The 18,383-nt window shown below is 60.5% G+C and carries 17 protein-coding genes; 13 read left to right on the top strand and 4 right to left on the bottom strand.

Annotation, left to right across the window (positions count from 1 at the left end):
• Positions 1 to 4: 4 nt before the first annotated feature.
• Together JFT44_RS23115 and JFT44_RS23120 are read right to left on the bottom strand one after the other, a co-directional pair.
• Positions 5 to 1,228, bottom strand: coding sequence for an HD-GYP domain-containing protein (locus JFT44_RS23115; protein WP_198831226.1), 1,224 nt, complete (start codon positions 1,226 to 1,228; stop codon positions 5 to 7).
• A gap of 46 nt (positions 1,229 to 1,274) precedes the next feature.
• Complete coding sequence (locus JFT44_RS23120) at positions 1,275 to 2,900, bottom strand: methyl-accepting chemotaxis protein (protein WP_198831227.1); 1,626 nt, start codon at positions 2,898 to 2,900, stop codon at positions 1,275 to 1,277.
• A 494-nt stretch (positions 2,901 to 3,394) separates the two neighbouring features.
• On the opposite strand from JFT44_RS23120, the gene JFT44_RS23125 reads away from it, so the two are divergent.
• Entirely contained in the window at positions 3,395 to 4,270 is an 876-nt protein-coding gene (locus JFT44_RS23125; RefSeq protein ID WP_198831228.1) for a tyrosinase family protein, read from the top strand.
• A 1-nt stretch (position 4,271) separates the two neighbouring features.
• Here JFT44_RS23125 and bkdR read toward each other — a convergent pair whose 3' ends face one another.
• Positions 4,272 to 4,760: a Bkd operon transcriptional regulator BkdR gene (gene bkdR, locus JFT44_RS23130; RefSeq protein ID WP_057439415.1), complete on the bottom strand. Its 489-nt coding sequence runs from the start codon at positions 4,758 to 4,760 to the stop codon at positions 4,272 to 4,274.
• Positions 4,761 to 4,956: 196 nt separating this feature from the next.
• Between bkdR and JFT44_RS23135 the strand changes: the two genes are divergently transcribed.
• The 5 genes from JFT44_RS23135 to JFT44_RS23155 all read left to right on the top strand — a co-directional run bounded on the left by JFT44_RS23135 (position 4,957) and on the right by JFT44_RS23155 (position 11,106).
• The gene (locus JFT44_RS23135; protein WP_198831229.1) at positions 4,957 to 6,192 is read left to right on the top strand and encodes a 3-methyl-2-oxobutanoate dehydrogenase (2-methylpropanoyl-transferring) subunit alpha; all 1,236 of its coding nucleotides are present in this window, start codon (positions 4,957 to 4,959) and stop codon (positions 6,190 to 6,192) included.
• A gap of 1 nt (position 6,193) precedes the next feature.
• On the top strand, positions 6,194 to 7,252 hold the full coding sequence (locus tag JFT44_RS23140) for an alpha-ketoacid dehydrogenase subunit beta (protein WP_057439417.1): 1,059 nt from the start codon (positions 6,194 to 6,196) through the stop codon (positions 7,250 to 7,252).
• Positions 7,253 to 8,518, top strand: coding sequence for a dihydrolipoamide acetyltransferase family protein (locus tag JFT44_RS23145; protein WP_120733533.1), 1,266 nt, complete (start codon positions 7,253 to 7,255; stop codon positions 8,516 to 8,518).
• Between the two features lie 4 nt (positions 8,519 to 8,522).
• Positions 8,523 to 9,902, top strand: a complete 1,380-nt coding sequence (gene lpdA / locus JFT44_RS23150; RefSeq protein WP_198831230.1) for a dihydrolipoyl dehydrogenase — start codon at positions 8,523 to 8,525, stop codon at positions 9,900 to 9,902.
• Between the two features lie 184 nt (positions 9,903 to 10,086).
• Positions 10,087 to 11,106 (top strand): branched-chain amino acid aminotransferase, encoded by a 1,020-nt coding sequence (locus JFT44_RS23155; RefSeq protein WP_057439419.1) that lies wholly within the window; start codon positions 10,087 to 10,089, stop codon positions 11,104 to 11,106.
• Positions 11,107 to 11,232: 126 nt separating this feature from the next.
• Here the strand turns inward: JFT44_RS23155 and JFT44_RS23160 are convergent, their stop codons facing one another.
• Positions 11,233 to 12,123 (bottom strand): GNAT family acetyltransferase, encoded by an 891-nt coding sequence (locus JFT44_RS23160; RefSeq protein ID WP_169990468.1) that lies wholly within the window; start codon positions 12,121 to 12,123, stop codon positions 11,233 to 11,235.
• Between the two features lie 308 nt (positions 12,124 to 12,431).
• On the opposite strand from JFT44_RS23160, the gene ctlX reads away from it, so the two are divergent.
• The 7 genes from ctlX (at position 12,432) to JFT44_RS23195 (ending at position 18,325) form a co-directional block, all read left to right on the top strand.
• A complete protein-coding gene (ctlX, locus tag JFT44_RS23165; protein WP_169961336.1) occupies positions 12,432 to 13,358 on the top strand; it encodes a citrulline utilization hydrolase CtlX in 927 nt (308 codons plus the stop codon).
• 11 nt (positions 13,359 to 13,369) lie between these two features.
• Complete coding sequence (locus JFT44_RS23170; RefSeq protein ID WP_057960091.1) at positions 13,370 to 14,416, top strand: ornithine cyclodeaminase; 1,047 nt, start codon at positions 13,370 to 13,372, stop codon at positions 14,414 to 14,416.
• 257 nt (positions 14,417 to 14,673) lie between these two features.
• Complete coding sequence (locus JFT44_RS23175) at positions 14,674 to 15,453, top strand: ABC transporter substrate-binding protein (RefSeq protein WP_057439422.1); 780 nt, start codon at positions 14,674 to 14,676, stop codon at positions 15,451 to 15,453.
• A 102-nt stretch (positions 15,454 to 15,555) separates the two neighbouring features.
• Positions 15,556 to 16,257, top strand: coding sequence for an ABC transporter permease (locus JFT44_RS23180; protein WP_057960092.1), 702 nt, complete (start codon positions 15,556 to 15,558; stop codon positions 16,255 to 16,257).
• The gene (locus JFT44_RS23185; RefSeq protein ID WP_057439424.1) at positions 16,254 to 16,967 is read left to right on the top strand and encodes an ABC transporter permease; all 714 of its coding nucleotides are present in this window, start codon (positions 16,254 to 16,256) and stop codon (positions 16,965 to 16,967) included. The genes JFT44_RS23180 and JFT44_RS23185 overlap by 4 nt, the downstream gene beginning before the upstream one ends.
• 3 nt (positions 16,968 to 16,970) lie before the next feature.
• Positions 16,971 to 17,813, top strand: coding sequence for an ABC transporter ATP-binding protein (locus JFT44_RS23190; RefSeq protein ID WP_225923795.1), 843 nt, complete (start codon positions 16,971 to 16,973; stop codon positions 17,811 to 17,813).
• A gap of 14 nt (positions 17,814 to 17,827) precedes the next feature.
• A complete protein-coding gene (locus tag JFT44_RS23195) occupies positions 17,828 to 18,325 on the top strand; it encodes an Lrp/AsnC family transcriptional regulator (protein WP_057439425.1) in 498 nt (165 codons plus the stop codon).
• Positions 18,326 to 18,383: the final 58 nt, after the last annotated feature.

The raw sequence follows: 18,383 nt of genomic DNA on the forward strand, positions 1-18,383 counted from the left end.
GGGCTCAACTGAAGTAAGAGCCCTTGGGCTTGGGCAAGCCTGACCAAAGCTCGTCGATATGCTTGAAGCCCCAGTCCTCGATGCTCTCGCGACCGACAATCTTGTCGCGCTGCTCGGCCAGGTTCACCACCACCTGGATAATGGGCAAGCGGGAGCGCGCCGAAAAGAACACTTTGACCCGTGGCGTGAGCAACGACTTCTGGCTTTGCTCAATCACCACACCGATACGCCCGCTCTCCAGGCGCACCAAGGCGCCCACCGGGTAAATCCCCATGCACCGGACAAACGCCTGGAACACCCGCTCATCGAAATGGCCTTTCCACTCGGCCATTTTCTGAATGGCATCGGCCGGCCCCCAGCCTTGTTTATAAGGCCGCTCTGAGGTCACCGCATCGTACACATCACACACCGCGCCCATGTGTGCAAACAAGCTGATCTGATCCTGGCGCAGGCCGTGGGGATAACCCTCGCCGTTGCACTTTTCATGGTGATGCAAGCACACATCCAATACCAGGGCGCTGATATGCGGGCTGTTGCGCAACATGTTCACCCCCTCCTGGGGGTGGCTGCGCACAATCTCGAACTCCGCCTCAGTCAGCTTGCCGGCCTTGCTTAAAATGCCCTCCGGGATGGCCATTTTCCCCACGTCATGGAACAACCCTGCCAGCCCTGCCTCCTGGACCAATGCCGGCGACAGCCCCAACTGCCTGGCCAACGCGATCATCAAGCCACTGACCGCGACCGAATGCATGTAGGTGTATTCATCGGCCCGCTTCAACCGGGCCAGGCTGATCAAGGCATGGGGGTGGCGCAAAATCGACTGGGAAATTTCATCCACCAGGCTAACCACGCGAGTAGGGTCGATCGCGCCCCCCATGCGCAAGTCACTGAACATTTCGACGACGGCACTCTTGGCCCGCGCGCACACCTTGACGGCACGCGCCACCTCGACCTTCATATCAACACGCGGGGGCACCGCAGATTGCGCCAGTGCAGCGACCGTTAAGGTAACAGCTGGCGAACGCGGCAGCTCGTCCGGCAGCACGTCGTCCCCCTTCTCGGTATCAATCCAGAGGCTCTGCACCTGTGACTGACGCAAACGCTGCAGGTCTTGCAGACGGGTCAGCAAAAAACTGTTTTTCCAAAAACCATGGTCAGTCCAGGCGCCGTTGAGCTTCTGGACGTACATACCCAACCTGACTTGCGAAGTAGGAATGCATTTCAACATAGGCATTACCTCACAGTTCAAGATCAAACAACCTGCCCGACTCGACTCAGTTCACGGAGAACCTCGAAACAATCTGTTTGAGATCAATCGCCAGCTTCGACAGTTCATTACTGGCGATCGAGGTTTGACTGGCGGCCGACGAGCTCTGGATAGACAGGTCACGAATGCTGATGAGGTTCTGGTCGACAGAGCGTGCGACATGGGCCTGCTCTTCCGACGCGGTGGCGATCAGCAGGTTTCGCTCGTTGATATCCTCGATCGCGTGGGTGATTTGAGTAATGGCCGCACCCGCTTCATGGGCGATTTTCAACGAATCCACGGCTTCAGTTCGGTTCAGCCCCATCGAGAGCACCGCCTCACTGGAACAGCTCTGGATCTTCGCGATCATCTGCTCGATTTCCTGGGTCGAGGTCTGCGTTCTATGGGCCAACGCCCTGACCTCGTCGGCCACCACCGCAAAGCCGCGCCCCTGCTCGCCGGCCCGGGCCGCTTCGATGGCCGCATTCAGGGCCAGCAGGTTGGTTTGCTCGGCAATGGAGCGGATGACTTCCACCACCCTTGCAATGTCCTGGGCCTGTTTGGCCAGCCCCTCTACTTCGACCCCGGTTTGCTGGACGGTGGCGCTCAATTTTTCAATCGATGCGATGGTCTGGGTCACCCGCTCCTGGCCGACTTTTGCCGAGCGTTGGGAGTCCTGTGTCGACTGGGAGGCCGACACCGCATTACGCGCCACTTCTTCTACCGCGGCAGTCATCTCATTGACCGCCGTGGCGGCCTGATCGGTCTCCATACTTTGTCGTTCAATACCGGCACTGGACTCCTTGGTGATCGAACTCCTCTCTTCAGCAGCCGATGCCAGTTGTCCGGATGCTTCGGATATATGCTGCAAAGTACTTTTCAAACTCATCTGCATGGCTGCAGTGGACTGTTGCAGGTCGGTCAGTTCGTCCTTGCCGCTGATCTGGATGGCGACACGCAAGTCTCCCTGGGCAATCTTCGCCGTCGCGGCCAACAGTTCGCCAACCGGCGTGATGATACTTTTGGTGAACAGTCGGGCGACCACAATGGTCAACAGCACCGAAGCTAACATCAGGATCAATGTGAACAATCGGGCAGCATCATATTCATGGGCCGCAGTGGCCACTGCGGCCTGCCCACCCGTTTCGTTGATAGCCAACAATTCCCCAATCATGGACTGCAGCTTAACGGCCAGAGGGCTGGTGTAATCTCTAAAAAACACACTCAAGTCAGCAGCCGAATGTGAACTGTCCATGGCCAGCAACTCATCAACTTTCAGGTTATAGGCCTGTATATCCCGTATGACTTGATCATATTTATTCTTTTCTTCGGGACTGGATACAAACGAAGCATACTCATTGGTTACTTTAACCAGCGCACTACTCGCCTCTTTAACAGCAGCGACCGAAGTTGAACTTAGCCGATTAGCATCCAGTGCAAACCTGCGCAACTCCAAGCGAAGTTTCAATAACGTACTTTCCATCTTTCCAGCCTGACGAATGCTGGGTAGCCAGTTAGTTTCTATTTGCACAGTGGACGAATAGACTTTGTCAACTTTCACCAGGGTCATCGCGCCTTGTATTAAAAGCAACAGGCACACCACGCCAAAACACAGGGTGGTACGGGAGTTCAATCTTATGGATCTCATTGACATGGCAATTCCCCTAGGCTTACTGGCTCAAGGACTTTTACAGCCTCGATGGCATCAGTGTGTGGAGCGTTCTGTGAAAAAAATGTAGGCCTATCGTTGTTTTATGGAGCCGACAAACAAAAAATCACGCAAACCACTACTTAGCTAACTACTCATATAAGTCAAGTAGACCAAGAATACGCCGCGACGATAACAGACGGGCGAGCACCCTTAGAGCCTTAAATAGCCAGATGGACTAGTTTCTCATTCTCTATGACTCGCTCTTCCGAATAAGACATGAGCTTAGCAGATACCTTACTGCCCATAAGGACAAGCGTTTTTTATAATAATGGCTTGCTCACCAGACACTTCCAGATGATCGCTATCAGTCACATCGCCTCGTATGAATAGAAACAATTGCGTATTACCGACGTTACGAGAGGAAGATCTATACACCACATTCCGCTGCCTCCCCCACGGATACTCCAGGAACCCACATTCTATGGAGCATCTGAAACATGGACATCCGACGCAACCACCGCGACCTGACCGGGGAGCAGAAACGAGCCTTTGTCACCGCCATTCTGCGGCTCAAGAACGACGTTCCAAGTGTCCTGCGCCCCGGCCTGCAGAGCCGCTATGACGATTTCGTGCAGATCCATCGCAACTCTATGGGCGGGCCCAACCCACTGGTCCCCAACCCCCACCAAAGCCCGCTGTTCTATCCCTGGCACCGGATCCTGATTCGGCAGTTCGAACTGGCGCTCAAAACCGCCGCAAATGATCCGTCTATCACCCTGCCCTATTGGGATTGGCAGCTAGAGGGTCGCAGCAACCCCTTCACCGCCGATTTCATGGGGGGCAACGGCGACAACATGCAAAACCAACGTGTCACCACCGGCCCATTTTCCGTGTTCAACGGCGCATTCGAACTCAAGGTGTGGGACGACAATTCGGGTGATCAGGGTCTGCGTCGCGACCTGGGGGCAAATCCCGAGCAGCCCTTGCCAGGCCCCCTGGAAGTGATTTCAACGTTGGCGCGCACCCCGTACTGGCAAGTCCCCGTGGCTGAAGCCTCCGGCGGTTGGGAAAATGTCAGTGAAGACCGATTGCACAACAGGGTTCATGCCTGGATCGGCGGCGATATGACCACCGCCTCCTCTTCCAATGACCCGCTGTTTTTCCTGCACCATTGCCATCTGGACTTTCTGTGGGAGCAGTGGCGCCAGCAGCATCCGATCAGCGAGCCGTTCCAGCCCAGGGCTGACGCCCCCAACGGCGTGCTGGACTCAAGCCTGGTGTTCAACCCGCCAAACGAACCGGCACCCTGGCCAGAGCGCTGGACCGTCAGGCAGACCCTGGACCTTGAGCAACTTGACTACCGTTATGAATAAGTCAGCTGCCTAGGTTCAAACCATTGGCCGGCAGCGGCAGCGCGGTCTTGTAGCGCACCTGCTTGAGTGCAAAGCTCGAGCGGATGTTCGCCACACCCGGCACCTTGGTCAGAAAATCCATCATAAAGCGTTCCAGCGACTGGATGGTCGGCACCAGCACCCGGATCAGGTAGTCCGGGTCGCCGGCCATCAGGTAGCACTCCATCACCTCCGGCCGGTCGGAAATCGCCCCCTCGAATTGCTGCAGGGCTTCCTCGTTCTGCTTTTCCAGGCTGACGTGGATAAACACATTGACGTGCAGCCCCAGCAAATCGGCGTCCAGCAGCGTGACCTGGTCACGGATCAAGCCCAATTCTTCCATCGCCTTGACCCGGTTGAAACACGGCGTGGGCGACAGGTTGACCGAACGTGCGAGGTCGGCGTTGGTGATGCGGGCATTCTCCTGAAGGCTGTTGAGAATCCCGATATCAATACGGTCCAGCTTGCGCATGAGACAAAACCACCTGTTTATTATGTTTATGCAGATTTTTTATCCTCAAATGATCTCAGGCGCAACCAAACAGAGATAAATATTCTCCACGCCCCGGCCTATGATTGTTGTAGGACAAGATTTCTCCTACCCGGGGACTGACTGTCAGCTAAGCGCGCCCACTACAAGAAATTCACAAGATCGAGCGTAGAAAGCCATGACCCAGCAATACGAACCGCTGCGCCTGCACGTTCCCGAGCCTTCTGGCCGTCCAGGTTGCAAGACCGACTTTACCTACCTGCATCTGACCGATGCGGGTACGGTGCGCAAACCCGCAATTGACGTAGAAGCCGCCGACACCGCCGACCTGGCCAAGGGCCTGATCCGCGTGCTCGACGACCAGGGCCAGGCCCTGGGCCCATGGACCGAAGGTGTCCCGGTAGACATTTTGCGCCGCGGCATGCGTGCCATGCTCAAGACGCGGATCTTCGACAACCGCATGGTGGTCGCCCAGCGTCAGAAAAAGATGTCGTTCTATATGCAAAGCCTTGGCGAAGAAGCCATCGGCAGCGCCCAGGCCCTGGCCTTGAACATCGACGACATGTGCTTCCCCACCTACCGCCAGCAAAGCATCCTGATGGCCCGTGAAGTGCCGCTGGTAGACCTGATCTGCCAACTGCTGTCCAACGAGCGCGATCCGCTCAAGGGCCGCCAGTTGCCGATCATGTACTCGGTAAAAGACTTCGGTTTCTTCTCCATTTCCGGCAACCTCGCCACCCAGTTCGTACAGGGCGTGGGCTGGGGCATGGCCTCGGCGATCAAGGGCGATACCAAGATTGCCTCGGCATGGATCGGCGATGGTGCCACCGCCGAATCGGACTTCCACACCGCCCTGACCTTCGCCCACGTGTACCGCGCGCCGGTGATTCTCAACGTGGTCAACAACCAGTGGGCGATCTCCACCTTCCAGGCCATCGCCGGTGGTGAAGCCACCACCTTCGCCGGACGCGGCGTGGGTTGTGGCATCGCCTCCCTGCGGGTGGACGGCAACGACTTTATCGCGGTGTACGCCGCCTCTGCCTGGGCCGCCGAACGCGCACGCCGCAACCTCGGCCCGACCCTGATCGAATGGGTCACCTACCGCGCCGGCCCGCACTCCACCTCCGATGATCCCTCCAAGTACCGGCCTGCCGACGACTGGAGCCACTTCCCGCTGGGCGACCCGATTGCCCGCCTCAAGCAGCACCTGATCAAGATTGGCCAGTGGTCCGAAGAGGAACACGCCACGGTCAGTGCGCAGCTGGAGGCCGAAGTGATCAGCGCGCAGAAAGAAGCCGAACAGTACGGCACCCTGGCCGGTGGCCAGATTCCAAGCGCCGCGAGCATGTTCGAAGACGTTTATAAAGAGATGCCGGAGCACTTGAAGCGCCAGCGTCAAGAGTTGGGGATCTGACATGAACGATCACAACAATAAAATCGAGCTGGAAACCGCCATGACCACGACCACCATGACCATGATCCAGGCCCTGCGCTCGGCCATGGATGTGATGCTTGAGCGCGACGACAATGTGGTGGTATTCGGCCAGGACGTCGGTTACTTCGGCGGCGTGTTCCGTTGCACCGAAGGCTTGCAGAGCAAGTACGGCACCTCGCGGGTGTTTGATGCGCCGATCTCCGAAAGCGGCATCATCGGCGTGGCCGTGGGCATGGGTGCCTATGGCCTGCGCCCGGTGGCCGAGATTCAGTTCGCCGACTACGTGTACCCGGCCACCGACCAGATCATCTCGGAAGCGGCGCGCCTGCGTTATCGCTCGGCCGGCCAGTTCACTGCACCGCTGACCATGCGCATGCCCTGCGGCGGCGGCATCTACGGCGGCCAGACCCACAGCCAGAGTATCGAAGCGGTATTCACCCAGGTCTGCGGCCTGCGCACGGTGATGCCGTCCAACCCCTATGACGCCAAGGGCCTGCTGATCGCCTCCATCGAAAACGATGACCCGGTGATCTTCCTCGAGCCCAAGCGCCTGTACAACGGCCCGTTCGACGGCCACCACGACCGCCCGGTGACCCCGTGGTCCAAACACCCGCAAGCCCAGGTGCCGGACGGCTACTACACGGTGCCGCTGGATGTGGCTGCCATCGTGCGTCCAGGCTCGGCCGTCACGGTGCTGACTTACGGCACCACCGTGTACGTGTCGCAAGTGGCCGCCGAAGAAACCGGCATCGACGCCGAAGTCATCGACCTGCGCAGCCTGTGGCCGCTGGACCTGGAAACCATCGTCAAGTCGGTGAAAAAGACCGGCCGTTGCGTGGTGGTGCATGAAGCCACCCGGACCTGCGGTTTTGGTGCCGAGCTGGTGTCGTTGGTGCAAGAACACTGCTTCCACTACCTGGAAGCGCCTATCGAGCGTGTGACCGGCTGGGACACCCCCTACCCCCACGCGCAAGAGTGGGCGTATTTCCCTGGCCCGACCCGTGTGGGCGCGGCTTTGCAACGGGTCATGGAGGTCTGAATGGGCACGCACGTTATCAAGATGCCGGACATTGGCGAAGGCATCGCAGAGGTTGAGTTGTCGGTATGGCACGTCAAGGTCGGCGATATGGTCGTGGAAGACCAGGTGCTAGCGGATGTGATGACCGACAAGGCGATGGTGGATATTCCCTCGCCGGTCCATGGCAAGGTGATATCGCTGGGCGGCGAGCCGGGTGAAGTCATGGCCGTGGGCAGTATCCTGATCAGCATTGAAGTCGAAGGCGCGGGCAATACCCGGGAGTCGGCGTTGTCGGCGGTGGTTGAAGAAGCCGCGCCGGCCTCAAAAGCCGAAATCAAGGCTCCTGCGGTTGAAAGCAAACCGGCCGCCAAGCCGGTGGTGGCCGCCCAGGCACCGGTGGCCCGCGACGCCAATGAGCGCCCGCTGGCCTCGCCCGCCGTGCGCAAGCATGCGCTGGACGCCGGGATCCAGCTACGCCTGGTCCAGGGCTCGGGCCCGGCCGGGCGTATTCTGCATGAAGACCTCGACGCCTATCTGCAACAGGGCAGCACCCGCGCCTCGGCCGGCGCCAACCCGTATGCCGAGCGTAACGACGAAGAGCAGATCCCGGTGATCGGCATACGCCGCAAGATCGCCCAGCGCATGCAGGACGCCACGCGCCGCGCCGCACATTTCAGCTACGTCGAAGAGATCGACGTGACGGCCCTCGACGACTTGCGCGTACACCTCAATGAAAAACACGGCGCCAGCCGCGGCAAGCTGACGTTATTGCCATTCCTGGTGCGCGCGATGGTTGTGGCCTTGCGCGATTTCCCGCAGATCAACGCGCGTTATGACGACGAAGCCCAAGTCATCACCCGCCTTGGCGCGGTGCATGTGGGCGTCGCCACCCAGAGCGATGTCGGCCTGATGGTGCCCGTGGTGCGTCACGCCGAGGCACGCAGCCTGTGGGGCACCGCCGAAGAAATCACCCGCCTGGCCAACGCCGCGCGCAATGGCAAGGCCAGCCGTGACGAACTGTCGGGCTCGACCATCACCCTGACCAGCCTCGGCGCGTTGGGCGGAATTGTCAGCACCCCGGTGCTGAACCTGCCGGAAGTGGCGATTGTCGGCGTCAACCGCATCGTCGAGCGACCAATGGTGATCAAGGGGCAGATCGTGATCCGCAAGATGATGAACCTCTCCAGCTCCTTCGATCACCGGGTGGTCGATGGCATGGACGCGGCGCAATTCATCCAGGCCATCCGTGGCCTGCTCGAACAACCCGCCAGCCTGTTCCTGGAGTAAGGGCATGACTCAGACTTTGCATACCACGCTGCTGATTATCGGCGGCGGCCCGGGCGGCTATGTGGCGGCGATTCGCGCCGGCCAACTGGGCATCCCGACCATCCTGGTAGAAGGCCAGGCGTTGGGCGGTACCTGCCTGAATATCGGCTGCATTCCGTCCAAGGCCCTGATCCACGTTGCCGAGCAGTTCCAGCAAACCGTGCACCACAGCCAGGGTTCGGCCCTGGGCATCGAAGTGGATGTGCCGACCCTGGATATCCGCAAGAGCGTCGAGTGGAAGGACGGCATTGTCGACCGCCTGACCACCGGGGTTGCCGCGCTGCTGAAAAAGCACAAAGTGCAGGTGATCCACGGCTGGGCCAAGATCGTCGACGGCAAGACCGTGGACGTGGACGGCCAACGCATCCAGTGCGAGCACCTGCTGCTGGCCACCGGTTCGAAAAGCGTCAACCTGCCAATGCTGCCGATTGGCGGGCCGATCATTTCGTCCACCGAAGCCTTGGCGCCGAGCCGTGTGCCAAAACGCTTGATCGTAGTGGGTGGCGGTTATATCGGCCTGGAACTGGGGATTGCCTATCGCAAACTCGGGGCCGAGGTCAGCGTGGTCGAAGCCCAGGACCGCATCCTGCCGGCCTACGACGCCGAGCTGACGCAGCCGGTCGCCGAATCCCTCAAGCAGTTGGGGGTCAAGCTGTACCTCAAGCACAGCGTGACGGGTTTTGAAGGTGGCAGCCTGCAAGTGCGCGATCCGAATGGCGAGACCCTGGCCCTCGGCACCGACCAGGTGCTGGTTGCCGTCGGTCGCAAACCCAACACCCAGGGCTGGAACCTGGAAGCCTTGAACCTGACGATGAACGGCGCGGCAATCCAGATCGACAGTCGTTGCCAGACCAGCATGCGCAATGTGTGGGCCATTGGCGACCTGAGCGGCGAGCCGATGCTGGCGCACCGGGCCATGGCCCAGGGCGAAATGGTCGCGGAGCTGATCAGCGGTAAATCCCGCGAGTTCAACCCGGCGGCGATCCCGGCGGTGTGCTTTACCGACCCGGAACTGGTGGTGGTCGGCAAGACCCCGGACGAAGCCAAGGCTGCGGGCCTGGACTGCATTGTCTCGAGCTTCCCGTTTGCGGCCAATGGCCGGGCCATGACCCTGGAGTCCAAGACCGGCTTCGTGCGGGTGGTGGCACGCCGCGACAATCACCTGATTGTTGGCTGGCAGGCCGTGGGGGTTGGCGTGTCCGAACTGTCCACGGCCTTTGGCCTGAGCCTGGAAATGGGCGCGCGCCTGGAGGATGTGGCAGGCACCATTCATGCCCACCCGACCCTCGGTGAAGCCGTGCAGGAAGCGGCGCTGCGGGCGCTGGGGCATGCCCTGCACCTCTGACCCACTGTGGCAGCGGGCTTGCCCGCGATAGCAATGTGTCAGTGTCAGAGGCGTTGACTGACCCACCGCTCTCGTGAGCAAGCCCGCTCCCACACAGGCCAAGAATGAAGTATTGTTGCGCCCATCCAGAAATAAACCAAAAGCCTGCCTTCGACCAGGCGGTTGAAAAGAGATAGAGGGTGTCATGGGTAACGAAAGCATCAATTGGGACAAATTGGGTTTTGACTACATCAAGACCGACAAGCGTTTTCTCCAGACCTGGAAAGACGGCGCCTGGCAAGAAGGCACCCTGACCGAAGACAACGTGCTGCACATCAGCGAGGGCTCCACCGCCCTGCACTATGGCCAGCAGTGCTTTGAGGGCCTGAAGGCCTATCGCTGCAAGGACGGTTCGATCAACCTGTTCCGCCCGGACCAGAACGCCGCCCGCATGCAACGCAGCTGCGCCCGCCTGCTGATGCCGCAGGTGCCGACCGAAGCCTTCATCGAGGCGTGCAAGGCAGTGGTCCGCGCCAACGAGCGGTTCATCCCGCCGTACGGCACTGGCGGCGCGCTGTACCTGCGCCCGTTCGTGATCGGCACCGGTGACAACATCGGGGTGCGTACCGCGCCCGAGTTCATCTTCTCGATCTTCTGCATCCCGGTCGGCGCCTACTTCAAGGGCGGACTGACCCCGCACAACTTCCTGATCTCCGGCTACGACCGCGCCGCGCCGAACGGCACCGGCGCCGCCAAGGTCGGTGGCAACTACGCAGCCAGCCTGATGCCCGGCTCCCTGGCGAAAAAAGCCAACTTTGCCGACTGCATCTACCTGGACCCGGCCACCCACTCGAAAATCGAAGAAGTCGGTTCGGCCAACTTCTTCGGGATCACCCACGACAACAAGTTCGTCACCCCGAACTCGCCGTCGGTGCTGCCAGGCATCACCCGCCTTTCGCTGATCGAACTGGCCAAGACCCGCCTGGGCCTGGACGTGGTCGAAGGCGACGTGCTGATCGACAAGCTGGCAGACTTCAAGGAAGCCGGCGCCTGTGGTACGGCGGCAGTGATCACGCCTATCGGCGGGATCGAGTACAAAGACAAGCTGCACGTGTTCTACAGCGAAAAAGAAGTCGGCCCAGTGACCCAGAAGCTCTACAAAGAGCTGACCGGTGTGCAGTCCGGCGACGTTGAAGCGCCAGCTGGCTGGATCGTCAAGGTCTAAGCCCCGCTGCGCAACAAAATGTGGGAGCGGGCTTGCTCGCGAAAGCGGTGGATCAGTCAACGTCATCAGTGACTGACCCACCGCTTTCGCGAGCAAGCCCGCTCCCACATTTGCTTACGGGTGGTTTCAGGATTTGGGCAGGTTCTGCGCAATCTTCTTGCCCATGCTGATCCTCGGCTCCACGCCATACCCCAGTGCTTCGTAGAAACCCACCACCGTATCGTTGCTCAGATTGATCTGCAGGTTGATCTTCAGGCAGCCGAGGGCGATCAACGCCTGTTCCCCATGGCGCACCAACGACGCGCCCAGGCCTTGCCGGCGATAGTCCGGATGCACGGCCACCGAATACAACCAACCCCGATGCCCGTCGTAACCTGCCATCAAGGTGCCGATCACGGCCTTGCCGTGGGTGGCGACAAAGAACAGCCCGTCCTCCACCGCAAGCTTTCTATCAATCGCCAGTTCCGGCCGGTTATGTGGGGTGTCATAACCAAACGCCGTCTGCCATAACGCCGCGACCTGGGCCCGATGCAAACGGTCGCGATACACGCCGATGGGGTGGCGAGACGACAATACTTTCTCCATCACCAGGGTGCGCTCGTTGCCGTGGTACACATCCCGCACGGTCTGGAACCCCAGCTTGGTATAAAACGGCTCGGCGGTGAGGGACGACGGTACGCTCAATACCGTGACCCCAGCCTCACGGGCCCGCTGTTCGATATCGGCCATCAGTTGGCGGCCGATGCCCTGCCCTTGCAGCACCGGGTTGACGAACACCGAACGCACCACATTGGCGTCCAAGGCGGCGGTCGCGACGATTTCTTGATCCTGGAGTGCAACCAGCACGGTACGCCGCGTGAGCAATTGCAGCACCGCCTCCGGCGTGAAGTTGCTCGCCACCCGCGCAATCACATCCGCCGGGTAGTCACGGGCGTTGCTGCTGCGCAGGGCCGCCAGGATGACCTGGCTGATGCCTTCGGCATCGGTGGGTTGGGCGAGGCGGACGGCGGTAGACATGACTCCTCCTGACGGGTGACGTAATGACAGCCACCACAATACCCATGTGTGGGCTTGTGTGGGAGCCGGGCTTGCCCGCGATGCAGGCGCCTCGGTGTGTCCGCCACACCGCGCTGATGCTATCGCAGGCAAGCCAGCTCCCACACAAGTCGGCTCCTACAGGTTTGAGCGCCCCCTGACAGCCGATTCGGCTGCCATACCCCTCTTTTCAGCTTTCCCGGCTGGGCTGCTCCCCTGTTTCAGCCGGGATTCTGCGGCCAGAGCGCACAAAATAGCCTCAATGCCCAACCCCATGGACTCGTGCCCCCATGCAAACCACCAATACCGTCCTGATGATCCGCCCGGCGCACTTTGCCTTTAACCCGGACACCGCGATCAACAACCGCTTCCAGCGCGCGCCCGTCGATCCGGTGGCCGCACAGCAAAAAGCGCTGGAGGAGTTCGACGGTTATGTCGACACCCTGCGCCAGCATGGTGTGGAAGTGTTGGTGGTGCAGGACACACCCGCGCCCCATACCCCGGATTCGATCTTCCCCAATAACTGGTGGAGCAGTCATGCCGACGGCAGCCTGGTGCTGTACCCGATGGAGGGCCAGAACCGCCGCCTGGAGCGCGATAAAGGCGTGCTGCAAGTACTGGAGCAGCGCTTCGCAATCAAAGACACCATCGACTTCAGCCACCTGGAACAACAGAACATGTTCCTCGAAGGTACTGGCAGCATGGTCCTCGACCGCCAGCACCGCATCAGCTACGCCTGCCACTCCGGGCGCACCCATCACGATGCCCTGCGCCAGTTTGCCGAGCGCCTGGACTATCAGGTCTGCGCCTTCCACGCCGTCGACCGCCATCACGCACCGATCTACCACAGCAACGTGATGATGAGCGTCGGCCGCGACCTGTCGGTGGTGTGCCTGGACGCGCTGCCCGAAACCCAAGAACGCCAGGGCCTGGAACGCTCCCTGCGCGACACAGGCAAAGACATCCTGGCCCTGGACTTCGACCAACTGGAAGCCTTCGCCGGCAACATGCTGGAACTCCACGACCGCGACGGCCAGCCGCTGCTGGTGATGTCGGCCAGCGCCTGGCGCTCGCTCAAGCCGGCGCAGCGCCTGCATGTGGAACGCCACACCCACCCAGTCGTGGTGAATATCGACAACATCGAACGCATCGGCGGCGGCAGTGCCCGCTGCATGTTGGCCGAAGTGCATCTTCCGGCCCGCGCCTCATTCCAATAAGGAGTTTTTCCATGACCCGTTATATCGACGTCAACGACCTCAGCTACCTGGTATCGCAAAAAGGCCTGCAAACCTGCATCACCGAGATGGCCGAGTACATCCGCGCCGACTACCTGCGCTGGAATGACTTCGAAAAATGCGCGCGCCTGGCCAACCACTCGCCCGAGGGCGTGATCGAACTGATGCCGGTCTCGGATGCTTCGCTGTATGCCTTCAAATACGTCAACGGCCACCCGAAAAATACCCAGAGCGGCATGCTCACGGTCATGGCGTTCGGCGCCCTGGGGGATGTGGATACCGGCAAACCGGTGCTGCTCAGCGAGATGACCCTGACCACGGCGATCCGCACTGCCGCCACTTCGGCCCTGGTTGCGCGCTACCTGGCACGGGACAACAGTCGCAGCATGGCGCTGATCGGCAATGGCTCGCAAAGTGAGTTTCAGGCCCTGGCATTCCACACCTTGCTGGGCATCAATGAGATCCGCCTGTTCGATATAGATACCCAGGCCATGCACAAGCTGGCGAACAACCTCAAGGCCTTCCCGGCGATCAAGCTGACCCTCGCGGGTAGCGTCGCCGAAGCGGTGAAAGGCGCCGATATCGTCACCACCGTCACCGCCGACAAGGCCTACGCCACCATCCTTACCGACGACATGATCGAGCCCGGCATGCACCTCAATGCCGTGGGCGGCGACTGCCCCGGCAAGACCGAGCTGGACCGGCGCATCGTCGAGCGCGCGCGGGTGATCGTCGAGTACGAACCACAAAGCCGTATCGAAGGCGAAATCCAGCATATGCCTGAGGATTCGCCGGTCACCGAGCTGTGGCAAGTGATCAACGGCCAGAAGCCGGGCCGGGAAAATGCGCGCCAGGTCACCCTGTTTGACTCGGTAGGTTTTGCCCTCGAAGACTATTCGGCCCTGCGTTATGTACTGGATGTGGCCAAGGCCCTGGACGTGGGCAGCGAGCTGGAGCTGGTACCGGACCTGGCCGACCCCAAGGACCTGTTCGCCCGCCTGGCCCAGCGACCAACCGCACAGCATAAAAAGCGCGCCTGAAACCGCTCTGGCCTGCCGCTTTGCGCAAGCGGCGGGCCCTAAACCGCGGTTTGAAAAGCCGATATACAGGGTGCCGCAGCCGATTCTGCTGCAATCCGCGTTTTAACAGCGTATTCCGCATGCGAAGGACTAGGTAAACGACACAAAAAACGCACCATCATGAAGCATTCTGAGCGCGACCAAAGAGTCAGCAAATGAATGCATGCCGCACCCTTTCTACTGCCCTGACATCAATTACAAAATATAGGGAAAACACCATGACTCCGCTCCGATCACTCGTCGCCGCGCTGCTCCTGCCTTTGTGCGCCACCGCCGTCCAGGCCCAGGAATGGAAAGAAATCCGTTTCGGCGTGTTCCCCGAGTACCCACCCTTTGAATCCGTGGCCGCCGACGGCAGCCTGCAAGGTTTCGACATTGAGCTGGGCAACGCTATCTGCGCCAAGCTTGAAGTCAAGTGCACCTGGGTCCACAACGAGTTCGACGGCATGATCCCGGCGCTGCGTGCGCGCAAGTTCGACGCCATCATGTCCTCCATGGCCGTGACCCCGGCCCGGCAAAAACAGATCGACTTCAGCGATCGCCTGTTCCTCAGCCCCACCTCGGTGATCACCCGCAAGGGCGCCGGTTTCGGCGACACCCCCGAATCCCTCAAGGGCAAACAGGTCGGCGTGCTCCAGGGCTCGCTGCAGGAAGCCTATGCCCGCGCCCACCTGGCCAAGCTCGGTGCCCAGGTCAAGGCATACCAGTCCCAGGACCAGAACTATGCCGACCTGCAAAACGGCCGCCTCGACGCGACGCTGACCGACAAGCTCGAAGCCCAGCTCAACTTCCTGTCCAAGCCTGAAGGCGCCGACTACCAATCCGGCCCGGCCTTCAAGGACCCGACCTTGCCGCTGGACATTGCCATGGGCCTGCGCAAGAACGACCAGGAACTGCTGGCGCTGATCAACAAGGGCATCGCAGCCATCCAGGCCGATGGCACTTACGCGCTGATCCAGAAGAAGTACTTCGGTGACGAAGATATCTATCACGAGTAATCCCCCGCCCTATCCCCTGTAGGAGCCGGCTTGCCAGCGCTGGCGGTGCGATAAACACCGCCATTTGCGGCAGGTTCCTACCGGTTCTATCGAGACTTTCCCGTGAATGAACTCCTCAACCTGCAAGGCTTCGGCCCGCTGTTGGCCCAGGGTGCCTGGATGACCATCAAGCTGGCGTTCCTCGCGCTGGTCCTGAGCCTGAGCCTGGGCCTGATCGCCGCCGGTGCCAAGCTGTCCAGCCATAAACTGTTGCGCATCCCCGCCACCCTCTACACCACCTTGATCCGCAGCGTGCCGGACCTGGTACTGATCCTGCTGATCTTCTACAGCCTGCAACTGTGGCTCAATGACTTGACCGAGATGCTTGGCTGGAACTACTTCGAAATTGATCCCTTCACCGCCGGTGTGATCACCCTGGGTTTTATCTACGGTGCGTATTTCACCGAAAACTTTCGCGGCGCGATGCTCAGTGTGCCGGTGGGCCAACTGGAAGCAGCGACCGCCTACGGTTTGAGCCGCTGGCAGCGGTTTCGGCTGGTGATGTTCCCGCAATTGATGCGGTTTGCGTTGCCGGGGCTGGGCAATAACTGGCTGGTACTGCTCAAGTCCACGGCGCTGGTGTCTATCATCGGCCTGGCGGACCTGGTCAAGGCCGCGCAGAACGCCGGCAAGACCACCAATGACCCGTTGTACTTCCTGATCCTTGCGGGCCTGGTGTACCTGGTGATCACCACCCTCTCCAACCGCATCTTCAAACGCCTGGAACGGCGCTACAACGTCGGCATCAAAGGGGTGGCGCGATGATCGAACTGATCCAGCAATATGGCCTGGCGTACCTGTGGACCGATGGCTCTGGGTTTTCCGGGGTGGCCATGACCTTGTGGCTGTTTATCGTGTCGGTGATCCTCGGGTTTTTCCTGTCCATCCCCCTGGCAATCGCCCGCGTCAGCGAGCACTTCTGGCTACGCTGGCCGGTGGAGGTGTACACCTACCTGTTTCGTGGCACGCCGCTGTATATCCAGTTGCTGATTTGCTACACCGGCCTGTACAGCCTGGAAGTGGTGCAGGATAACGCCCTGCTCAATCAGTTTTTCCGCAATGCCTTGAACTGCACGCTGCTGGCCTTTGTGCTCAACACCTGCGCCTATACCGTGGAAATCTTCGCCGGGGCCATTCGCAATATTCCCCATGGCGAAATTGAAGCCGCGCGGGCCTACGGCCTGCACGGCTGGCGGATGAACCTGTTCGTGGTGATCCCCGCCGCGCTGCGCCGCGCATTGCCGGCCTACAGCAACGAAATGATCCTGATGCTGCACGCCACGTCCCTGGCATTTACCGCAACCATCGCCGACATCCTCAAGGTGGCCCGTGACGCCAATGCCGAAACGTTCCTCACGTTCCAGGCCTTCGGCATTGCTGCGCTGCTGTACATGCTGCTGTCCTTCGCATTGGTGGGCCTGTTCCGACTGGCCGAACGACGCTGGATGCGCTTTCTTGTCCCGACCCGAGGCTAACCCATGAATCAGTCCGCACAGGCCCTGGCCGCTCATCCCACACACACTGCCGCGCCCCGCCCGAACGTGGTGGCGGCCGGCGCCAACGTCAAACTCAAAGTCGAAGACCTGCATAAAAGCTACGGCGACCACGAAGTGCTCAAGGGGGTTTCGCTCAACGCCAGCAAGGGCGATGTGATCAGCCTGATCGGCGCCAGCGGCTCCGGCAAAAGCACCATGCTGCGCTGCATCAATTTCCTCGAACAGCCCGACGCCGGGGTAATCACCCTGGACGGCATCAGCATTGAAATGCGTCAGGGTCGCGCCGGGGTGCAGGCGCCGCACCAGGCACAACTGCAGAACCTGCGCACGCGCCTGGCCATGGTGTTCCAGCACTTCAACCTGTGGAGCCACATGACCGTGCTGGAAAACATCTGCATGGCGCCACGCCGGGTGTTGGGCGTCAGTGCCGCCGAGGCGGAGAAACGCGCGCGGATGTACCTGGATAAAGTCGGCCTGCCGGGCCGGGTCGCCGATCAATACCCGGCGTTTCTCTCCGGTGGCCAGCAACAGCGCGTGGCCATCGCCCGGGCCCTGGCCATGGAGCCGGAGATTATCCTGTTCGATGAACCGACCTCGGCGCTGGATCCGGAGCTTGTAGGAGAAGTCCTCAAAGTCATACAGACGTTGGCCGAGGAAGGTCGTACCATGCTTATGGTCACCCACGAAATGGGCTTTGCCCGGCAAGTCTCCAGCCAGGTGCTGTTCCTGCACCAGGGCCGTGTCGAAGAACAAGGCAGCGCCGAGATCCTCGACCATCCGACCAGCGAACGCTTGCAGCAATTTCTCTCCAACCGCTTGAAGTGAACACAGAATCGACCATGGATACCAAGGCCAACGGACCCCATTCCACCCCAGTGCTGGATCGCATTGATGAAGCCATCATTGATGTCTTGCGCCATCAGGGGCGTATCACCTACGAAAAGCTGTCTTCGCTGGTGCACCTGACGCCCAGGCCCTGCCTGGAGCGGGTGCGCAAGCTGGAGCGGCGCGGGGTGATTCGCGGCTACGGCGCGATCATTGATGTGCAAATGGTCTCGCCGGGGTTGTCCTTGCTGGTACTGGTGGCCTTGTCGAACCAGAGCGGGCGCTCGGCGCAAAAAGCCTTCGAAGCCTGCGTCAAAGCCTGCCCACAGGTGTTCGAGTGCCAATTGATCAGTGGCCCCTTCGACTACAGCCTGCGCATGCGCTGCCGGGACATGGAGCACTACCGCGTGCTGACGGAAACCTGGTTGAACAATGATGAGCTGCACATCGACAAACTGGTGGCCCATCCGGAGCTGGCGGTGGTGAAAAACACCGCGACTGAGTTGGCCTGAACCCCATCGCCTCACACGATGCAGATCAGATGTGGGCGGGTGGGCTGGTGTGGGGGCT

The sequence above is a fragment of the Pseudomonas sp. MF5691 genome (assembly GCF_016405645.1).
In the GTDB taxonomy this organism is placed as follows: Bacteria; Pseudomonadota; Gammaproteobacteria; order Pseudomonadales; family Pseudomonadaceae; genus Aquipseudomonas; species Aquipseudomonas shahriarae.

Excerpts from the sequence above, each read along its gene's own strand:
- JFT44_RS23115 (WP_198831226.1), bottom strand. The coding sequence starts at position 1,228 with ATGTTGAAATGCATTCCTACTTCGCAAGTCAGGTTGGGTATGTACGTC.
- JFT44_RS23120 (WP_198831227.1), bottom strand. The coding sequence starts at position 2,900 with ATGTCAATGAGATCCATAAGATTGAACTCCCGTACCACCCTGTGTTTT.
- JFT44_RS23125 (WP_198831228.1), top strand. The coding sequence starts at position 3,395 with ATGGACATCCGACGCAACCACCGCGACCTGACCGGGGAGCAGAAACGA.
- bkdR (WP_057439415.1), bottom strand. The coding sequence starts at position 4,760 with ATGCGCAAGCTGGACCGTATTGATATCGGGATTCTCAACAGCCTTCAG.
- JFT44_RS23135 (WP_198831229.1), top strand. The coding sequence starts at position 4,957 with ATGACCCAGCAATACGAACCGCTGCGCCTGCACGTTCCCGAGCCTTCT.
- JFT44_RS23140 (WP_057439417.1), top strand. The coding sequence starts at position 6,194 with ATGAACGATCACAACAATAAAATCGAGCTGGAAACCGCCATGACCACG.
- JFT44_RS23145 (WP_120733533.1), top strand. The coding sequence starts at position 7,253 with ATGGGCACGCACGTTATCAAGATGCCGGACATTGGCGAAGGCATCGCA.
- lpdA (WP_198831230.1), top strand. The coding sequence starts at position 8,523 with ATGACTCAGACTTTGCATACCACGCTGCTGATTATCGGCGGCGGCCCG.
- JFT44_RS23155 (WP_057439419.1), top strand. The coding sequence starts at position 10,087 with ATGGGTAACGAAAGCATCAATTGGGACAAATTGGGTTTTGACTACATC.
- JFT44_RS23160 (WP_169990468.1), bottom strand. The coding sequence starts at position 12,123 with ATGTCTACCGCCGTCCGCCTCGCCCAACCCACCGATGCCGAAGGCATC.
- ctlX (WP_169961336.1), top strand. The coding sequence starts at position 12,432 with ATGCAAACCACCAATACCGTCCTGATGATCCGCCCGGCGCACTTTGCC.
- JFT44_RS23170 (WP_057960091.1), top strand. The coding sequence starts at position 13,370 with ATGACCCGTTATATCGACGTCAACGACCTCAGCTACCTGGTATCGCAA.
- JFT44_RS23175 (WP_057439422.1), top strand. The coding sequence starts at position 14,674 with ATGACTCCGCTCCGATCACTCGTCGCCGCGCTGCTCCTGCCTTTGTGC.
- JFT44_RS23185 (WP_057439424.1), top strand. The coding sequence starts at position 16,254 with ATGATCGAACTGATCCAGCAATATGGCCTGGCGTACCTGTGGACCGAT.
- JFT44_RS23190 (WP_225923795.1), top strand. The coding sequence starts at position 16,971 with ATGAATCAGTCCGCACAGGCCCTGGCCGCTCATCCCACACACACTGCC.
- JFT44_RS23195 (WP_057439425.1), top strand. The coding sequence starts at position 17,828 with ATGGATACCAAGGCCAACGGACCCCATTCCACCCCAGTGCTGGATCGC.